Annotated in this window: 15 protein-coding genes, 2 tRNA genes, 2 rRNA genes, 7 pseudogenes and 2 other annotated features; of the genes and pseudogenes, 17 read left to right on the forward strand and 9 right to left on the reverse strand. The window is 41.8% G+C overall.

Going from position 1 to position 16,780, the window contains the following annotated elements:
- Positions 1 to 253: 253 nt before the first annotated feature.
- Positions 254 to 661: a sequence feature (most likely nonfunctional fraction of RNA operon), on the forward strand.
- Between the two features lie 58 nt (positions 662 to 719).
- From CWM47_RS37150 to CWM47_RS37160, 3 genes are all read left to right on the forward strand, one after another.
- Positions 720 to 793 (forward strand) — tRNA-Ile (locus CWM47_RS37150).
- Between the two features lie 16 nt (positions 794 to 809).
- Positions 810 to 883 (forward strand) — tRNA-Ala (locus CWM47_RS37155).
- A 167-nt stretch (positions 884 to 1,050) separates the two neighbouring features.
- Positions 1,051 to 1,356 (forward strand) — a sequence feature (23S ribosomal RNA rRNA prediction is too short).
- Positions 1,353 to 1,580, forward strand: a complete 228-nt coding sequence (locus CWM47_RS37160) for a transposase (protein WP_100990054.1) — start codon at positions 1,353 to 1,355, stop codon at positions 1,578 to 1,580. Its footprint overlaps the feature before it by 4 nt.
- A 236-nt stretch (positions 1,581 to 1,816) precedes the next feature.
- On the opposite strand, the pseudogene CWM47_RS37165 reads toward CWM47_RS37160, so the two are convergent.
- From CWM47_RS37165 to rrf (CWM47_RS37170), 3 genes and pseudogenes are all read right to left on the reverse strand, one after another.
- A pseudogene (locus CWM47_RS37165) lies at positions 1,817 to 2,086 on the reverse strand (ISLre2-like element ISRsl1 family transposase); the annotation flags it as partial.
- A 12-nt stretch (positions 2,087 to 2,098) separates the two neighbouring features.
- Complete coding sequence (locus CWM47_RS40715; protein WP_240625910.1) at positions 2,099 to 2,332, reverse strand: ISAon1 family transposase N-terminal region protein; 234 nt, start codon at positions 2,330 to 2,332, stop codon at positions 2,099 to 2,101.
- Between the two features lie 155 nt (positions 2,333 to 2,487).
- Positions 2,488 to 2,598 (reverse strand): 5S ribosomal RNA (gene rrf / locus CWM47_RS37170).
- Positions 2,599 to 2,966: 368 nt separating this feature from the next.
- Here rrf (CWM47_RS37170) and rrf (CWM47_RS37175) point away from each other — a divergent pair.
- The 4 genes and pseudogenes from rrf (CWM47_RS37175) to CWM47_RS40730 form a co-directional block, all read left to right on the forward strand.
- Positions 2,967 to 3,077, forward strand: a 5S ribosomal RNA gene (rrf, locus tag CWM47_RS37175).
- Positions 3,078 to 3,225: 148 nt separating this feature from the next.
- Positions 3,226 to 3,462, forward strand: coding sequence for an ISAon1 family transposase N-terminal region protein (locus tag CWM47_RS40720; protein ID WP_240625646.1), 237 nt, complete (start codon positions 3,226 to 3,228; stop codon positions 3,460 to 3,462).
- Positions 3,462 to 3,569: pseudogene (locus CWM47_RS40725) on the forward strand (IS110 family transposase); the annotation flags it as partial. The gene CWM47_RS40720 and the pseudogene CWM47_RS40725, both read left to right, overlap by 1 nt.
- Positions 3,570 to 3,888: 319 nt before the next feature.
- A pseudogene (locus CWM47_RS40730) lies at positions 3,889 to 4,062 on the forward strand (IS1182 family transposase); the annotation flags it as partial.
- Positions 4,063 to 4,068: 6 nt separating this feature from the next.
- Here the strand turns inward: CWM47_RS40730 and hemA are convergent.
- Both hemA and whiA read right to left on the reverse strand, forming a co-directional pair.
- A pseudogene (hemA, locus tag CWM47_RS37195) lies at positions 4,069 to 4,734 on the reverse strand (glutamyl-tRNA reductase); the annotation flags it as partial.
- A gap of 1,161 nt (positions 4,735 to 5,895) precedes the next feature.
- Positions 5,896 to 6,147 (reverse strand): annotated as a pseudogene (gene whiA, locus CWM47_RS37200) (DNA-binding protein WhiA); the annotation flags it as partial.
- A gap of 366 nt (positions 6,148 to 6,513) precedes the next feature.
- On the opposite strand from whiA, the gene CWM47_RS37205 reads away from it, so the two are divergent.
- Entirely contained in the window at positions 6,514 to 6,960 is a 447-nt protein-coding gene (locus tag CWM47_RS37205; RefSeq protein WP_157816212.1) for a replication/maintenance protein RepL, read from the forward strand.
- Positions 6,961 to 7,078: 118 nt separating this feature from the next.
- Here the strand turns inward: CWM47_RS37205 and CWM47_RS37210 are convergent, their stop codons facing one another.
- Both CWM47_RS37210 and CWM47_RS37215 read right to left on the reverse strand, forming a co-directional pair.
- The gene (locus tag CWM47_RS37210) at positions 7,079 to 7,447 is read right to left on the reverse strand and encodes an SHOCT domain-containing protein (protein WP_100993501.1); all 369 of its coding nucleotides are present in this window, start codon (positions 7,445 to 7,447) and stop codon (positions 7,079 to 7,081) included.
- 81 nt (positions 7,448 to 7,528) lie between these two features.
- The gene (locus CWM47_RS37215) at positions 7,529 to 8,143 is read right to left on the reverse strand and encodes a hypothetical protein (RefSeq protein ID WP_100993502.1); all 615 of its coding nucleotides are present in this window, start codon (positions 8,141 to 8,143) and stop codon (positions 7,529 to 7,531) included.
- Positions 8,144 to 8,359: 216 nt separating this feature from the next.
- Between CWM47_RS37215 and mobV the strand changes: the two genes are divergently transcribed.
- Positions 8,360 to 9,673 carry a MobV family relaxase gene (mobV, locus tag CWM47_RS37220; RefSeq protein ID WP_100993503.1) on the forward strand — a complete coding sequence of 438 codons (1,314 nt, stop codon included), beginning with the start codon at positions 8,360 to 8,362 and terminating at the stop codon, positions 9,671 to 9,673.
- Positions 9,674 to 10,163: 490 nt separating this feature from the next.
- On the opposite strand, the gene CWM47_RS37225 is transcribed toward mobV, so the two are convergent.
- Positions 10,164 to 10,256 (reverse strand): hypothetical protein, encoded by a 93-nt coding sequence (locus CWM47_RS37225; RefSeq protein WP_001802007.1) that lies wholly within the window; start codon positions 10,254 to 10,256, stop codon positions 10,164 to 10,166.
- Between the two features lie 95 nt (positions 10,257 to 10,351).
- Between CWM47_RS37225 and CWM47_RS37230 the strand changes: the two genes are divergently transcribed.
- From CWM47_RS37230 to gtfB, 8 genes and pseudogenes are all read left to right on the forward strand, one after another.
- The gene (locus CWM47_RS37230; RefSeq protein ID WP_206170582.1) at positions 10,352 to 10,927 is read left to right on the forward strand and encodes an oxidoreductase; all 576 of its coding nucleotides are present in this window, start codon (positions 10,352 to 10,354) and stop codon (positions 10,925 to 10,927) included.
- 159 nt (positions 10,928 to 11,086) lie between these two features.
- Positions 11,087 to 11,236, forward strand: a complete 150-nt coding sequence (locus CWM47_RS38670; protein ID WP_157816213.1) for a hypothetical protein — start codon at positions 11,087 to 11,089, stop codon at positions 11,234 to 11,236.
- A gap of 468 nt (positions 11,237 to 11,704) precedes the next feature.
- Positions 11,705 to 12,283: a hypothetical protein gene (locus tag CWM47_RS37235; protein WP_100993504.1), complete on the forward strand. Its 579-nt coding sequence runs from the start codon at positions 11,705 to 11,707 to the stop codon at positions 12,281 to 12,283.
- A 648-nt stretch (positions 12,284 to 12,931) separates the two neighbouring features.
- Complete coding sequence (locus tag CWM47_RS37240; RefSeq protein WP_157816214.1) at positions 12,932 to 13,492, forward strand: hypothetical protein; 561 nt, start codon at positions 12,932 to 12,934, stop codon at positions 13,490 to 13,492.
- Positions 13,493 to 13,718: 226 nt separating this feature from the next.
- Entirely contained in the window at positions 13,719 to 14,171 is a 453-nt protein-coding gene (locus tag CWM47_RS37245) for a hypothetical protein (protein ID WP_100993506.1), read from the forward strand.
- A gap of 111 nt (positions 14,172 to 14,282) precedes the next feature.
- The gene (locus CWM47_RS37250; protein ID WP_100993507.1) at positions 14,283 to 14,699 is read left to right on the forward strand and encodes a hypothetical protein; all 417 of its coding nucleotides are present in this window, start codon (positions 14,283 to 14,285) and stop codon (positions 14,697 to 14,699) included.
- Between the two features lie 154 nt (positions 14,700 to 14,853).
- A pseudogene (locus CWM47_RS39020) lies at positions 14,854 to 14,961 on the forward strand (NIPSNAP family protein); the annotation flags it as partial.
- 460 nt (positions 14,962 to 15,421) lie between these two features.
- Entirely contained in the window at positions 15,422 to 16,147 is a 726-nt protein-coding gene (gene gtfB / locus CWM47_RS37260; protein WP_206170583.1) for an accessory Sec system glycosylation chaperone GtfB, read from the forward strand.
- A gap of 549 nt (positions 16,148 to 16,696) precedes the next feature.
- Here the strand turns inward: gtfB and CWM47_RS40590 are convergent.
- Positions 16,697 to 16,769 (reverse strand): annotated as a pseudogene (locus CWM47_RS40590) (transposase); the annotation flags it as partial.
- Positions 16,770 to 16,780: the final 11 nt, after the last annotated feature.

The raw sequence follows: 16,780 nt of genomic DNA on the forward strand, positions 1-16,780 counted from the left end.
GACGCTTATAATGTACAGATCAGTATGACCCAGACGAGCGATCCGCTGGATAACCCCGTGGCGGAACGAGTGAATGCGGGGCCGCCCTTTAGGTTTGTGGCGTGGTAAGATTCTAAGATTTGGTAGCTTGCCAACAAGTGAACAGGGTGGGCTACCCTAGGGGGCCGCAGAGTTCCAGCTCTATGCGCGGATTCAGGACCCACCCTGTTTTACTTGCTTAAAGGCTCGAATGGAAATTCGGGGATACTGCCCCATTAGCAAGGGTTTGAGCATTGAAGCAAGGACTTGTTGAACACGGCACCGGCCGGCCTAAATTACTATCTCTTATGGACATTTGCTATTTCATCGGTGTTGACGTTTCGAAAGCCACACCTAGCTAGCTAGGTCGGTACAGCGGGTAGCGATCCGGTAACGGGGAGCCAATCTTGTAAAGCCGGTCACAGTTCGGATTGGGGTCTGCAACCCGACCCCATGAAGCTGGAATCGCTAGTAATCGCGCATCAGCCATGGCGCGGTGAATACGTTCCCGGACCTTGTACACACCGCCCGTCAAGCCATGGGAATTGGGGGGACCTGAAGGTCGGTATAATAGCCGGGCAAGGGTAAACTCGGTGACTAGGGCTAAGTCGTAACAAGGTAGCCGTACCGGAAGGTGCGGCTGGAACACCTCCTTTTTGGAGCCAGATAATGCTTCCTTTGATGTCAATATGCAAAGTACTGGGCTTGTAGCTCAGGTGGTTAGAGCGCTACACTGATAATGTAGAGGTCCGTGGTTCGAGTCCACGCAGGCCCACAAGTAACAAGCATATGGGGGATTAGCTCAGCTGGCTAGAGCACCTGCTTTGCAAGCAGGGGGTCAACGGTTCGACTCCGTTATTCTCCACTTGGATCATTCGGATCCAAATGTTCTTTGACCTACAGGGAGAGACTGAATCATCGTGATGATGGTTCATGACAATAGAAAACCAATTGGTTTACTAAGTAGAATAGGTATTGAGTAAAGCGTGATAAACACGCAGCAAAAGGGCGTCTGGGGGATGCCTAAGGCTTCTGATGGCGATGAAGGACGTGGCAAGCGACGAAACATTGCGGGGACCCGCTGGCAGGGGCTGATCCGCAGGTGTCCGAATGGGGCAACCCGGTGGTTTGAAGAACCATCACTCTGTAAAGAGGGCAAACGCGGAGAACTGAAACATCTAAGTACCCGCAGGAAGAGAAAACAATTGTGATTCCCTGAGTAGTGGCGAGCGAACGGGGAAGAGCCCAAACCATCTACGTTACGGCGTAGGCGGGGTAGTAGGACCTAGCTAGCTAGTGAGAAGACGACCGATAAGCTTTATGGCTTAGCCCGCTTGGCCAAATGGCATGAAAAAGTACGCCAAGCGGGATTCAAAACTTTCAACACCGTGGCCCGTTCTATCCAAAATCATTATGAAACGATTCTCAACTACTTTGACAACCGCAGTACCAACGCTTCAGCCGAGTCGTTCAATGCGAAGATCAAAGCATTTCGAAGTCAATTCCGCGGGGTGCGAAACATCGAATTCTTTCTGTACCGCCTAACTCAGTTATATGCTTAATCCTTGATGCTCCACAACTTTTGGAATTGATCCTAAATGATCTAAATTCTTTGCTTAATTCTATTTTAATTGATTTTAATACAATCATTTCGTTATATTATATTTAAACCAGCTTAGACAAAGATCAATATACTATATGCACAAATTTGAAAAATTTTTGTCAGATGTTAATTTGATAAGAAATGCATCTGAAACAAGAAAGTTGGTAGTTTTCGTGGGTGCATTTCAAATTGTCGCTACGCGGCCATTGCGTAATTGAAGGGTTCGATATGTTTTCTAACCAACTCCCAGCGTTCGCTCATAAAGCAAGTGCGTAGATTTAGCACATGTTGAGCACCGGCCACACTCCAGCGTTGGCCCGATCGCTTCAGCCTTTTTTGGACCACCGTCCGGTGGGCTGATTCAATGGCTCCCGAACCGATTAACAGACCCCGCTTTTGATAACCCGCATAGTCCATCCGGTCGCGATTGGACTCCAGATAAGAACAAACTGAATCCCGTAAGCTCCTCTTAACTAGCTAGCTAGTGTGGAGGAAAACCTGGTGCCCACGAATGGGGAAATCTTGAACCGTGATAGTCGGAAAGAAACCTTTGGAGAGTAGGTTTTTACGTTCCGGATCCCGCTGATCGGCATTTTTCTCTTCGATATGAACGTGAAAGACGCCCTGGAGCCGGTCAATGGATGTCAATTCGAAATTTTCCAGAATAAACTCAGGCAACAGGAACTGGATGATGGGTAAGAAACTCTCCAAAGCAAGTAGGTTTGATTAAGAACACAAACCTAGAAAAATACAACGCTCTCCACAACTTTTGGAATTGATCCGTTAATGTACCGCTTTATCTACCAGCCAAAACCCTAATAAACGCAAAAAGCCTGTCCGGATGGACAGGCTTTCGTTGTTTCAATAGGTGGCATCTTCCTACTCTCCCGCTTATGACAGCAGTACCATCGGCAGTACGGGGCTTAACGACTCTGTTCGAAATGGAAGAGGTGAACACCCGCCTAAATTACACCAACCTAATTGACTCGTCAGTGATGCCGACACATTCCTGTCTACTTACACCACAATATCAGTTGTCTTTTTTCCTACAGAGAGAGACCTGGATATTCCACTTCGTATGACACACTTCATCAACTCATTCAAATACCGCGCAACTGTAAACACGCGTCCGGGGCCATTAGTACGGCTCGGCTACTAGCTAGCTAGTAGCCGAGCCGTACTAATGGCCCCGGACGCGTGTTTACAGTTGCGCGGTATTTGAATGAGTTGATGAAGTGTGTCATACGAAGTGGAATATCCAGGTCTCTCTCTGTAGGAAAAAAGACAACTGATATTGTGGTGTAAGTAGACAGGAATGTGTCGGCATCACTGACGAGTCAATTAGGTTGGTGTAATTTAGGCGGGTGTTCACCTCTTCCATTTCGAACAGAGTCGTTAAGCCCCGTACTGCCGATGGTACTGCTGTCATAAGCGGGAGAGTAGGAAGATGCCACCTATTGAAACAGCAAAAGCCTGTCCATCCGGACAGGCTTTTTGCGTTTTAAGCCTTTTATAAAGCTATATGAAAGTATAGGATCAATTCCAAAAGTTGTGGAGAGCGTTGTATTTTTCTAGGTTTGTGTTCTTAATCAAACCTACTTGCTTTGGAGAGTTTCTTACCCATCATCCAGTTCCTGTTGCCTGAGTTTATTCTGGAAAATTTCGAATTGACATCCATTGACCGGCTCCAGGGCGTCTTTCACGTTCATATCGAAGAGAAAAATGCCGATCAGCGGGATCCGGAACGTAAAAACCTACTCTCCAAAGGTTTCTTTCCGACTATCACGGTTCAAGATTTCCCCATTCGTGGGCACCAGGTTTTCCTCCACCTAGCTAGCTAGAAATGTTAGTACTCAATAACGTCCGGAACAAGATTGTCCTGCGTATTTTCGCCTGCGTTCGGGAAGACCGAAATTATGACGAAAAGTATGTGCATTCACTTGTTTAGATCATAGAAATCGGTCCGATTGTGTGTCGCCAACAATATGGTGGCTGGCCGTCGAGTAGCCATCGACTCAGCCCCTGTCAAAGCGAATGCCTCGATGGAAAGGCTAGTAGAAAAACAGCCGCAAAGGCCAGGGCCCAAGCTACTTCCGCAGGCTGAAGACCCTAATGGATCTGTAGATTTGGTACCCAAACCCAGCAAGCGTCAAGCTGCGCCGGTGATCACCGCTACTGATTATCAGCTAAGACAGTTGAAAAAGCGCCAGCAGAAGTTGAAAAGTTCACCAACTACCCTGGGCGCTGGCAACGAAAAAGCAAAATTATTGAGCAACAAAACTCATTACAGTCCTACTGATCCCGATGCCCGCATTTCCATTAAGCCAGGAAAAGCTCGCAAACTCAACTACCATTGTAGCCTGGCAGTGGATACCGCCCAAGGCGTTATCAGCCATGTGCAGGCCGATTTTGCCGATGGTCGGGATAGCCAGTCACTACCTAGCTAGCTAGCTTTTTGTATGTTTAGATATAATTTTACGTTCTCTTTCGCTTAACCCTGGCAATTTACGATCAATACTGTCCATCGTTTCTGCTTGAATTGCCATAGCTTTTTCACGTAAAGCTCTAATCACTGGAACAACACCCAACATACTAATCCACTCATTGTGTGCATGTATTTCTGCAGGAATTTGTTCCGAAATTGTTGCAGCCGCTAATTGTCGCTCACGTAAGTTTGCATCAACTAAACCTTTTAAGTCATCAACATCATAATTAAAGATGTTTGTGATGGCACTAATACCAGGTTCAATATCTCGAGGAACTGCAATATCAATCAATACTAGTGAATCTTGCTTTCTATTTTCTGCAATTCTTTCTATCATTTCATTTGTAATGATATAAGATTGTGCACTCGTTGAACTAATCACAATATCTGCACTTTCAAGTAAATTTGGTAATGATGATAGTTCATCATATTTCACTTGATGCTTTGCTGCTAATTTCATAGCATTTTCAATTGTTCTATTTACTACTGTAATATCAGTAATTCCAGAACCAAGAAGATTTAATAGTGATAATTCACTCATTTCCCCTGCACCAATAATGATAGCTTGCTTACTTTTCAATTTGCCAAATACTTTTTTCGCCAACTCGACCGCAGCATAAGACACACTTACAGCATTATCAGCTACTAGCTAGCTAGAGGCTCGAAAGAAGCAGCAGGAGGTTTTTATAGCCATTATAACCTATCCCCTCATTCTACAAACCGCTTTTTCGAACAACAAATGATGGCCTTGTATGCGGTCGTTAGAACGCAATCCATGCATCCAGCGGGTGAAGTAACGTCTATAGAAACGGATGAATCAATCAATGGCCAGGGCAATAAAAGCCTGCCACACGTCTATAGAAACGGATGAATCAATCAATGGCCAGGGCAATAAAAGCCTGCCACAAATGCATTTGGTAGTGGACTGAATCAGCAGTTAGGCGGTTTAACCGGCAGATGCTCCTGGGTAATCAGTTCCGTAAACTGCTGCCGTTGGTCCAGCGACAGGCTACCCCACTCCTCTTTGCAGTTCCGTAAACTGCTGCCGTTGGTCCAGCGACAGGCTACCCCACTCCTCTTTGATAAATGTATTGTACCAGTTACCGTGCCTAGGTTATAATGGCTATAAAAACCTCCTGCTGCTTCTTTCTGTAGAATGAGGGGATAGGTTATAATGGCTATAAAAACCTCCTGCTGCTTCTTTCGAGCCTCTGTTAACGGTTTAGGCTTGGCGAAACCATTGGCGAAAGGCCATATTGCTGAATAAACTGCTAGGCGCCAACGGTAGCGTGCCGTATGATCAAGGCCATATTGCTGAATAAACTGCTCTAGCTAGCTAGGTCTGTTTGTTAAATATAGGACCAATCACCAAATTTCCAACGCCTAAAATTACTGGACCAGCTAGAAAAAACAATATAATGTAACCCATCATGATACGCCTCCTATTTGTTCTTAAGATAGGGGTTCAATTCCCTTCAAGGAGGCTGTTTTAATAAAATACAATACTTTTCAATACAGAGAATCCCGCAAAGTCGGGATTCTTATTTATGCTGATTTTGTTTTTGTCTATGATCAGTGACTCAATTAATTATCACATTCATATTTTCTTATGACCAAATTGATACATATGATGCTACTTAATGAGAAAATTAGGTAACGCTTGGTTATTGAATTTCCTTCATTAAACTTTCCAGCTCAATTTAATAGTTAGTCGACTATTATTCATTAAACACTTTTTAATCATAAAAAAGGTATTTTTGATAATTCACTACCAAAAACACCTTCTTACTTATAATTCTATTTGTTCACCATTTCTAATCTTATCGGCTAAATCATTAAGTTTTCTTAATCGGTGATTTACACCTGATTTTGAAATTGGACCAGTTGATACCATTTCTCCAAGCTCTTTCAACGAAATTTCTTGATGTTCTACTCGAATTCTAGCAATCTCTCTCAACCTGTCTGGTAAATTTTCAATACCAATTTCTTTATCAATCAATTTAATGCTCTCAACTTGTTTCATCGCAGCACTAACTGTTTTATTTAGATTTGCTAGCTAGCTAGCAAGATCAGGGCTATAAGTTTCGGCGCTAGCCTCGTACAGTTGGGGTGGGATATGCCTAGAAAAACCTATCACTAAATACATCCCGACCGTAGGGAGGACCGCCTAAACCTTAATGACAAGACAAGAGAATCTTTTGATATACATATATATAGGGATAGTAATCAAATAGCAGTGTGTTGGTAATCAAATAGCAGTGTGTTGGTAATCAAATAGCAGTATGTTAGTAATGCGTTTTTGATTACTAACTACAATTTGGAATTACAAAAATTAGTAATTAGAATTGCATGACTGTTAGTAATAAAAATATGTGCTATGCCTAAGCGGATAACTTATGAGAGGGAGATGCTACATCCTGAAACAGGAGAGCTTCAAGTCACGCACAGAGATTCGGTTCTACCTAAAGAGCCTGATTATGTTAAGCTGTATCTGTCTGACATAGAGTTACTTAACAACTTGCCAAAGTGGACAGATCGTATTCTTCATGAACTGCTACGGATGATGAATTACAAAAACCAAATTGTACTTAACTCATCAATCAAGAAGGAAATAGCCGCAGAGTTCAAAATCCATATAAAGACAATAGATAATGCCCTAGTTATGCTTGTAAAGCAAGGTGTTCTTATTCGAAAAGATAAAGGGCTATATCTAGGAAATCCACTCTTATTTGGAAAAGGGGAATGGAAGGATATTAGAGAACTAAGACTGACAATTCACTATACTAAGGAAGGACGTACTATGACTGCTGAAATATTACAGGAGCAGGAAGAACCCGAATTAGTGGAAGTATAAAGCCATTAGCTAAAACGGAAGTCGGCTCTGGTGAGGACCAACCGAGTAGGGATAAGCTAATCCACGTACAACCGTACGGTGCCCTGATCTTGATAGCTTTAAGCCAGATCAGGGCTTTTTATTTCAAGATGTCGGCCTTCATCTTATCAAATTCATCTTTTGATATAACTCCGCTTTGGAGTAACCTTGACAGTTTCTCCAAATCATTTAACTTGTTACTAGTCAAGTTTTTGTTAGAAGAACTATTGTTATTTATTTGGCGCTTAGCGGCTGAAGTGAAACTATTAACAGAATCTTGAACCGATTTTGCTCTATCATCTAACTGCTTTGACATTTTATCGTATGTCTGAGGGGTTATCCTACTACCGTCCTTAAATACATAGGTTTTCCCTGTGAATTTGGAGACTCTCGCCCCAAAATAAAAAGTACCCCATACAAGAGCAACAACCATAGCTATCCCAAAAACAGCACCGAAAAAATCTTCCATAACTTTATAAGTTGCTTATGATATTGTGACGTACCGTCACAGGTTTTTTTAGGCATATCCCACCCCAACTGTACATCTCTCTCATGCTAAAGCGCTTCTAACATTAGAAGTCTGCTTAATGATAGAATCCGTAATAAATTTAGTAAATCTCATTACTACATCAACTCCTACAATAAGAGTGTATATTTTTAAAGGATCGTTGTTTGGAATAAACAGTAAGGGTCTTACAGTAATTAGATCATTAAGGCTTCCGTAAGTGCCATAATTAGATCGACCTTTTTTAAATAGTTCTTCTATTCTATCAGTATAAAATCCAACTCTATTCTGAAAAAAAGTATCATAGTCCTGATTACCTGCATCAACAATCTCTTTAGAGAGATTTATAAAAGCTTCTCTAACAGAATGATACAAGCTAAATCCTGCTTTTTGAGACAAACCATTTTGTTGAAATATAGGCTCGGTAAGAGCCCAAGTAAATGCAGTCATTTCTAATAATTTTGCTCTACTTGGTTCCTTTTTAAATTCTGTTTTATGAAAAATTTTATAATCATCCAGAGAATTATTTAGCATCTGAATCATCTTGTTATAATGAGATAATTCTAAAGATGTTAAGCTACCAATCTCTGGATATTTAGTAAAGTTTATTGGAACAATATTTTTGTTTTCTTCACCAAATAGTCTTGAAAGGAGGCTCATATCTATTTATATTTTGCATACAGTATCCCGTAAAGCTACTAAGCGGTTAATTAAATACAAAAACTTAGTTATTAGGTACAGATCAGTAGTTTTTCGCAGCCCGGTTCTTTTACAGAAGTATAACGCACTATACTTTGGCCTGCCTGACCCCTCCCTTCGGTCGGGTCAGGCAGGCCAAAGTGCGCGCCCTACGGGGTCTGTATCCCCTTTCCAACTATGAAAGCTGTTTGTCGAGTCGCCAAGGTCAAAGGAGCCGGTAGCATAGGCGGCAAGTCTGATCACAACTACCGTCAGGGCCATGTGCCCAATGCCGATGCCGAGCGTCGGCATCTAAACCATGAGTATGTACTCAACTATGAGAATTTAGCCAAGGCCATCGAAGCCAAGCTTCATCATGCCGGCCTTGACCATGTGCGAAAGGATGCCGTTAAGGGTATGGAATTTATTCTTACGGCCAGCCCGGAAGCCTTCAAACGTGACCAAACTGGCCAGTTCACCGGCGATTATCGGGAATCGGATTGGGTGAAGGCGAATCTGGAGTTCATGAAACAGCAATACGGTTCTAACCTGGTCGCTTTTACTCTGCACCAGGACGAGAAAACGCCCCACATTCACGCTATCGTTGTTCCTATCACCCCCGACAAACGACTTTGCGCGAAGGAGCTGTTCACGCCTAAAACCCTACGCCAGCTCCAGACTGATTACGCGGCGGCCATGAAGCCATTTGGGTTGGAAAGGGGAATAGAAGGCAGCCGGGCGCAGCATGTGGACATGAAGCACATTTATGGCCTTCAACAACAGGAGCGGCAAACTATCGAGAAGAATTTACAGCCCATTCAGACGATCAATGCACCCTTAGCCATCGACAAGCCTGGTCCGCTGGATTTGTTGAATCTGGAGCGCTGGAAACAACAGCAGGAAGCCAAAATCAATGCTGAACTCAATCGCAGGCTCGAGGAAATCAAACAAGCCGCTGAGAAGGCCCTAAAAGCGGCCGTAGCAAACGCAACTGCCAAGGAGCAGGAGAAAGTACTCGCTCAACGACTGACCACCTCAGAGGGCCTAAAACAGACCAATTTCGAGAAAGCCAAGAAAACAGGGGAAGAATTGGCCACCACTACCAGCAAGATCAACCAGATAGCCGTACTGCTGGACGAAAAGCGACTGAATCCAAAATGGAGTGAGGGCCTAGCTGGCCACCTTCGCAGCAAGGTGCTGCCGCAGATGGAAGCGGATATCCTAGAGTGTTTGAAAGAGCGCTTAACTGATGGCAACGATCTAAACCCCCGGCTTGAGAAGAAAGGGTACAAAATCGTGAAAGATGCGAAAGGGACGTTTTACCTGACTGACCCTAAAACCGAAGTGCGGCTAAACCTGATTACAGCTCAGATCAAAGGTGAATTTCTGAGCGAACTAGTTCATGAAACCGTACAAAGGGGAATAAAAGAAGCACAACAAGAGAAAGAGAAGAAGGCTCAGAAGTCCGAAGTCAAGAACAATCAAGATCAGGGCTATAAGTTTCGGCGCTAGCCTCGTACAGTTGGGGTGGGATATGCCTAGAAAAACCTATCACTAAATACATCCCGACCGTAGGGAGGACCGCCTAAACCTTAATGACAAGACAAGAGAATCTTTTGATATACATATATATAGGGATAGTAATCAAATAGCAGTGTGTTGGTAATCAAATAGCAGTGTGTTGGTAATCAAATAGCAGTATGTTAGTAATGCGTTTTTGATTACTAACTACAATTTGGAATTACAAAAATTAGTAATTAGAATTGCATGACTGTTAGTACTAGCTAGCTAGCTGCTAATTTTGCAAGTGTCACTGAATCTTGCAATGCCTTTTGTGCATCCTTACCTTCATCTATTAAGGCATAGTCTAATACGCTTAATTTAACCAATCCGTCATCTCCAAACTTATCCTGTCATGTCAAACCGACATAACATTTTAGCGTTCTTAATACCATTCCCTCTTCATATACCCACGTATATGATAACGTTTTTCAATTAACTTTTATATCTTTTCGCCTTTATTTTTCTTTTTCATATTCATATTTTCAGACCTACAAATGCCATTCATTAGTTCAATTTTAAAAATGTTTTCCATGTACCAATTCTATTCTATCAAGACTGTTCATCATTGATTATTCATTCTTTCCATGGTACTTTGAAAACAATATTGAATAGAAAAGGAATCATAGTATGTACCGATACAAACCACTTTTACAATCAATCCACTTACCTAATGGCATCAAAATTTCGAATCGCTTTGTATTATCACCAATGACCGTAAACGCATCAACAAAAGAAGGCTATATTACAAAAGCAGACTTGGCTTATGCTGCACGTCGCTCTAATTCAGCTGGAATGCAAGTCACCGGCGCTGCTTACATTGAACCTTATGGTAAACTGTTTGAATATGGCTTTAATATTGATCATGATGCTTGTATCCCTGGATTAACTAACATGGCATCTACGATGAAACAACATGGTAGCCTCGCTATTATCCAGCTAGCGCATGCTGGTCGTTTTTCAAATCAAGCCATTTTAAATTTTGGAAAGGTGTATGGACCAAGTCCTATGACTTTGCATTCACCGATTGAACACGTTGTTATCGCCATGTCTCATGAGAAAATCAATAGCATCATTCAGCAGTATCGCGATGCTACATTACGCGCGATTAAAGCAGGTTTTGATGGTGTGGAAATTTCGATTGCACAACGTTTGCTGATTCAAACATTTTTCTCAACTTTTTCAAATAGACGTACAGCTAGCTAGCTAGAACCGATACCAGGCTAACCATCGAGAAGGCCGCCGAACGAAGTGGCAAAACGTTAGGCCAGTTTTTCAATATCGAACTTCGGGAAGCCGCAGCAAACGTACTCAAAAAAGAACATCAGCCCCCAGCTCGTGGGGAAGACTTAGCGAGTGATCTGTTTGAGAAGATCAAGACTGAACTACGAGAAAGTCAAGCCGCCGAACTCCAATCCATTCGAGAAGCTATTGAAAGAAGACCGGCCAGCTTACGGGAATGGCTGTTCGGCAAACGCTCATAATGTCCCCGCGCAGAGCAGTCTGATTGAGTAGCCAGCCATGTTTCACCCCTAAAAAACCTTCCTACGGTCGGTTTTCGTCGGGGTTGAAACGCCTGTCTTTCCCTCCGATTGTCGGGAAAGGAAAAGGCTCTGCTACCTTCGGCAACAGAGCCCTATTTCATACTCTCCAACATAATGCGGAAAGTCTCGCCTATAACTCTCTCAAGTGTTGGCGGATACTGGCCGAATCCCCGACCAAAGTTCAAAATTACGAGCCTTGGTACTGATCAGCAAAAAAGCGGAGTTCGCTACGCTCACGAGTGTATTTTAAGAACTTAAGAAGGGCCTACCCATAACTAATTGATTATCAGTAGGGGTCATTTTGAGTATCTCGAAGTTTGATTTTGAGTATCTCGAAGTTTGATTTTGAAAAAATGGCAAAAAAATCAAAATTTACTTTTAATAGGACTAAAATATTATTTAGATTTGCGTAGTCAATAATCAAAATGCTATTTGGATTATGAAGTCAACTTATCGAAAAGTCAACGAACACGGTCTAAACAAGGTGAATCCCTTTTTAGATGATACTGTTCAGCATATCGAAAAAGGGGAGAAGACATTACTTTTCGGTCAGAAGAATCCAGATTTAATTATTGATAGCGATAGTCAGGTTAAAGGCCATTCACTTTTTGCTAGGAAAGTGACAGTTGACAAAGCCAAGTTCATGAAGGTATTCATGTCAGGTCTTTCTAATTGGTTTGACCTTTCCAAAGCGGGAATCAAAATGTTTGCTTACGTCGCCAATCAAGTAACTCCCAATAAAGACACGTTTGATGTCGATTTTGACGAGTGTAAGGCATTTACAGGATATAAAGGTACAAGTACTATACTATCGGCTCTTGCTGAGCTTATGGAGAACAAATTCATAGCAAGAGGGCCAAACCCTTACAAGTACTATATTAACCCTACTATCTTTTTTAACGGAGATCGTTTAACCTTCATAGAGCAATATGAAGTAGAGAGTAAGGAAGAAAACTCCTTAGAAATAGGTAAAACACCGCAAGAAAGCTTTAACGAGCTTGCTAAGACATTGGCTTAAACGGACACGAGCAATGCAGGGATGCAACTCGCTAGGGATACGCCATACCACGTACAACCGTACGTTTGCCCCGGATTGATAGCTTGAAGCCATCCGGGGCTTTTTCGTGTCCTACGGCCACGGGATTTTCTTAGGCATGGACCACCCCAACTGTACAGGCTGACGCTTCCATTTTATGAGTTTGATTTAGGAGTACTCTCAAAACGGGCTCTTTTTTGTGTACAGTTGGGGTGGTCTATGCCTAAGAAAATCCAGCCCGGTACGGGCTAACTGGCCAGCTAAGAAAGAGGTGGAAAGGGGATAAAAACTAGATTCACTTTTTACCCTCGTATTGAAATTGGCCGACTTTGAAGGCCAATTAAGTCCGTTAGCTGAAGACTGGAGGGAGGTTTTTGTATGACAAAAACACATCTTGCTATTGGAAAATGGGGTCTGTTTTCGTTCAGGGATTTGTAAACTAGTTTACAAGTCATTTTGCTAATCAAAGTACCTTTTGTGATTTGTACTATTTTTATCCCCTTTCCAATGGGGTACTATAGGCTTTTGGGTGGCTTATTGGAGGCTTCTGGCAGGCTTTCGGCCTTTTTGAGGTAGGCTTTCAGGAGGCTCTACTTTACATAACATCACTTATACAACAAAACTCCTGATATGAACCTCACAACTACCAGGGCAATTTTTAGGCCTATCTGGCATGTGCCATATTTCCTGTTAACAACTATGGCGGTATTCCTTACTTTTTTTCTACACGGATTCGCCCATTGGTTGGTTGGCAAATATCTGGGAGAAGAAATAACTATCAACTTTAATCCAGCTCATACAATCGACCAAGCGTATGGGCAAGAAGGGAACCAACTGCCGATTATTTTAGCTGGTCCAGTTTTCACTTTACTACAAGCTATATATTTCTTTTATGTAATGAAGCGAGGCCGTGACACCATTTTATATCCTTTTTTATTGGCCCCAGTTATGATGCGGGTATTGGCAGGGATAATGAATTTTGTCAACCCTAACGATGAAGGTTTAGTCAGCCTTTCAGTTGGTTTGGGTCTTTTTACCTTACCTGTTCTCACTTGTATTTTTTTACTCTATTTGGTTTTTAAAACTTCGGTATCGTATCAAATGGAGATCAAATTCAATTTGCAAATCATAGCTTTAGTGCTTGTAATTAGTTTATTTTTAATTCTGTTAAATCAGTATTCAGTCAGGTAGGTTATTAGATTTTTCGAATAGACAAACAGAAACCATTTGTATGAATATCTAAAAGAAATCTCTTAACATAAAATTAGTTATAAAACGAGTCTGGGAAATGTACAAACTAACTGAGGGTTAGATATTTGCACATTTCCCAGACTCGTTTTATAACTGATTTTATGTTAATCAACTTTTCTAATATAGGTGTTATATCTCAACTAGTTACTCAACTTGAAATAACACTATGAGGCTCCTTCTATTATTGCTCTGTATCTCATTTGGTGTGTTAGCCTGTGACCCACCCACTGATACAAAGCTCAAACTCATCAATGCATCGGACAAACCTGTACTCATCATTTACAACACAGAAGGTAAGAACCATGATATCAATGGATTGTCAGGAGACTACAATCCATTTCACGAAATTCATCGAGCAGATAGCACTCGTGGTTATCAAATAGGACTGATGAAAGACAACCCAAATTATATATTACCAGGCGACACTATAGCCGCCCAATTGGGTGTAGGTAAGTGGGAAAATCACATTGGCAATGGTAAATTATGGGTATATGTGTTTAAGCCTGAAACAGTATTAGACAATGACTGGGATGGAATACGAATGGGCCAGAAGTGGGACAAAGTCTATTCATTGACACTTGACCAAGTGAAAGCAAAAAACTGGGTTATCAATTTGTAAAGCCTGTTGTATAAGTGTGATTATGTAAAGTCAGACAAAAACTCGTAAATGTCCGACAAGTTGTAAAAGGCCCCTTGTTTGCGTAATTATGTGTCAGACAAAAAGGCAGACATGATCATAAACGAGCCAAATTCTGACCAAAACCCCCTAAAAGTGGGGCAGACAAAAACTCCAGAAAGTCCGACACCCCTAAAAACAGGCAGGCCAACCCGTGACACCCTGGAGCCTGCTCGATGGACGATTCGAGGGATTGAAACCGATACCAGGCTAACCATCGAGAAGGCCGCCGAACGAAGTGGCAAAACGTTAGGCCAGTTTTTCAATATCGAACTTCGGGAAGCCGCAGCAAACGTACTCAAAAAAGAACATCAGCCCCCAGCTCGTGGGGAAGACTTAGCGAGTGATCTGTTTGAGAAGATCAAGACTGAACTACGAGAAAGTCAAGCCGCCGAACTCCAATCCATTCGAGAAGCTATTGAAAGAAGACCGGCCAGCTTACGGGAATGGCTGTTCGGCAAACGCTCATAATGTCCCCGCGCAGAGCAGTCTGATCTAGCTAGCTAGAGGGCTTGGCGCAACTCATGCAAATCAAAAATAAGCTAGGTATCCATCTGACGAGAGTCATCTAATTTACATTTTGTCGTATTGTATAATTAAACGATATGATAACCTAGAAGCCATTAAAGAACTGATCTATATTCTGGCCTACCCAAGCCGCGAAGCGCGCGATGCATCCTGGAAAGCTTTCGGTAGTGATCCTGAATGGAAAGCGGTGGTAGCCAAAACCGAAGACCGGATTTTTACCCGCCTGACCATCATTGCCAACAACACCAGCAAATTCTTCATTCTGTGTTTCATGGCCACCTCGCTGGCCACGCTGATCTATCGAGAATGGCTTCTAGGTTATCATATCGTTTAATTATACAATACGACAAAATGTAAATTAGATGACTCTCGTCAGATGGATACCTAGCTTATTTTTGATTTGCATGAGTTGCGCCAAGCCCTATACACTGACCGCTTCCCGAGATAATTCTCCTTGGTTTGGCACTGGAGAGATTACTGAAATTCACACACCTGAAAATCAAACCTGCTCCATTGACCGATTTAGTGTAACCATTCGAACGGATCTCCCTTTCGATCAAAAGACCGCTAACTCCACTCAGAAAGTAACAGGCTGTATTCTAGCTAGCTAGTTATGACTCAAGATATTATTTTAAAATGGGAAACATTAGTTCAAGAGGTGCTACATGATTAAATTATTTGATTACTTTAACGATCATTCACGAAAGTTATATGAGTCTTTTAAAGCCAGTAAGTTGGAAGAAGATTTAACAATTGTACTCAATGACAATGGCTTTTTACCGGACGATGTTATATCACCGTATCAATTTTTTGCAGATAATCATAATACAGAAAATATGAAACCACGATTTTTTAATCAGGTTACTGTACCAGCTTTTTGGGAAATTAAAGGTAACAACAATTCGGCTACAATTAATGATATGGGACGTCTACGAGGCAAAATATTTTATCAAAGTGGAGAGCGCCCTAGAATTGTTAGTCGTGTCGAATGGTTTGATGACCAACAACGTGTCCGATTTGTCGATTATTATTCTAAGAATGGTATTAAATTTGCACAAACTGTTTACGATTTAAATCGTAAAGCGATCTTGAAGAAATATATGACAGCAGAAGGTAAAGAAGTGATTTATGAAAATTTTGTAACATCTGATGTCATATTGGATTGGCAAGGGAAGTCTTACTTTTTCCCTTCAAAGCTCGCATTCGTATTATTTTTTATCAAGCAACTTGAAATTACGGAACATCATTTCGTTATTAACTCACTAGCCCTACCATTTTCAGTGTTATATAATTTGCCATCAAAAGGTAGTGATGTTTTGGTATGGCAAGAACACTGTAATGGTAATGTCCCGGGAAATATGCAATTGATGTGTAAAGGTCTAGCTAGCTAGTTCTGTGGCGGTTCCTAAAGTATCGGTGGTTGCAGAAGCTCCATTACAGTTCATGGAGTCGTCTGAAAAAGGCCGTTTTTGCTATCATTCGTTTATTTGGTCAAGAATATCGGATCTGTTTTGACGGGTTAGTGAATCGGATTCACCTTGTTTAGACTAGACCGTGTTCGTTGACTTTTCGATAAGTTGACTTCATAATCCAAATAGCATTTTGATTATTGACTAATCTAAATAATATTTTAGTCCTATTAAAAGTAAATTTTGATTTTTTTGCCATTTTATTTTTTCAAGTAGACCACCACACTCATACATCAGCCGGTTTATCTAATAACTGACTCAATTGCTGAAGCAGTCGGTGGGCTTCCAGGGCAATACTACGGATACCGTCGGCATGGGCTTTGTGAGCGATCTGATTGAGGTTACTACCCTTCACTTTATTTCGATTCACTAACCCGTCAAAACAGATCCGATATTCTTGACCAAATAAACGAATGATAGCAAAAACGGCCTTTTTCAGACGACTCCATGAACTGTAATGGAGCTTCTGCAACCACCGATACTTTAGGAACCGCCACAGAATTTCGATCGGATTCAGGTGCGGACTGTAAGTCGGCAAAAAGAATAGGTACATGT

Source organism: Spirosoma pollinicola, from assembly GCF_002831565.1.
In the GTDB taxonomy this organism is placed as follows: Bacteria; Bacteroidota; Bacteroidia; order Cytophagales; family Spirosomataceae; genus Spirosoma; species Spirosoma pollinicola.

What these genes read in the sequence shown, in the direction of transcription:
- CWM47_RS37205 (WP_157816212.1), top strand. Translation starts at nt 6,514, where the DNA reads ATGCTACATCCTGAAACAGGAGAGCTTCAAGTCACGCACAGAGATTCG.
- CWM47_RS37210 (WP_100993501.1), bottom strand. Translation starts at nt 7,447, where the DNA reads ATGGAAGATTTTTTCGGTGCTGTTTTTGGGATAGCTATGGTTGTTGCT.
- CWM47_RS37215 (WP_100993502.1), bottom strand. Translation starts at nt 8,143, where the DNA reads ATGAGCCTCCTTTCAAGACTATTTGGTGAAGAAAACAAAAATATTGTT.
- mobV (WP_100993503.1), top strand. Translation starts at nt 8,360, where the DNA reads ATGAAAGCTGTTTGTCGAGTCGCCAAGGTCAAAGGAGCCGGTAGCATA.
- CWM47_RS37225 (WP_001802007.1), bottom strand. Translation starts at nt 10,256, where the DNA reads ATGGAAAACATTTTTAAAATTGAACTAATGAATGGCATTTGTAGGTCT.
- CWM47_RS37230 (WP_206170582.1), top strand. Translation starts at nt 10,352, where the DNA reads ATGTACCGATACAAACCACTTTTACAATCAATCCACTTACCTAATGGC.
- CWM47_RS37235 (WP_100993504.1), top strand. Translation starts at nt 11,705, where the DNA reads ATGAAGTCAACTTATCGAAAAGTCAACGAACACGGTCTAAACAAGGTG.
- CWM47_RS37240 (WP_157816214.1), top strand. Translation starts at nt 12,932, where the DNA reads ATGAACCTCACAACTACCAGGGCAATTTTTAGGCCTATCTGGCATGTG.
- CWM47_RS37245 (WP_100993506.1), top strand. Translation starts at nt 13,719, where the DNA reads ATGAGGCTCCTTCTATTATTGCTCTGTATCTCATTTGGTGTGTTAGCC.
- CWM47_RS37250 (WP_100993507.1), top strand. Translation starts at nt 14,283, where the DNA reads ATGATCATAAACGAGCCAAATTCTGACCAAAACCCCCTAAAAGTGGGG.
- gtfB (WP_206170583.1), top strand. Translation starts at nt 15,422, where the DNA reads ATGATTAAATTATTTGATTACTTTAACGATCATTCACGAAAGTTATAT.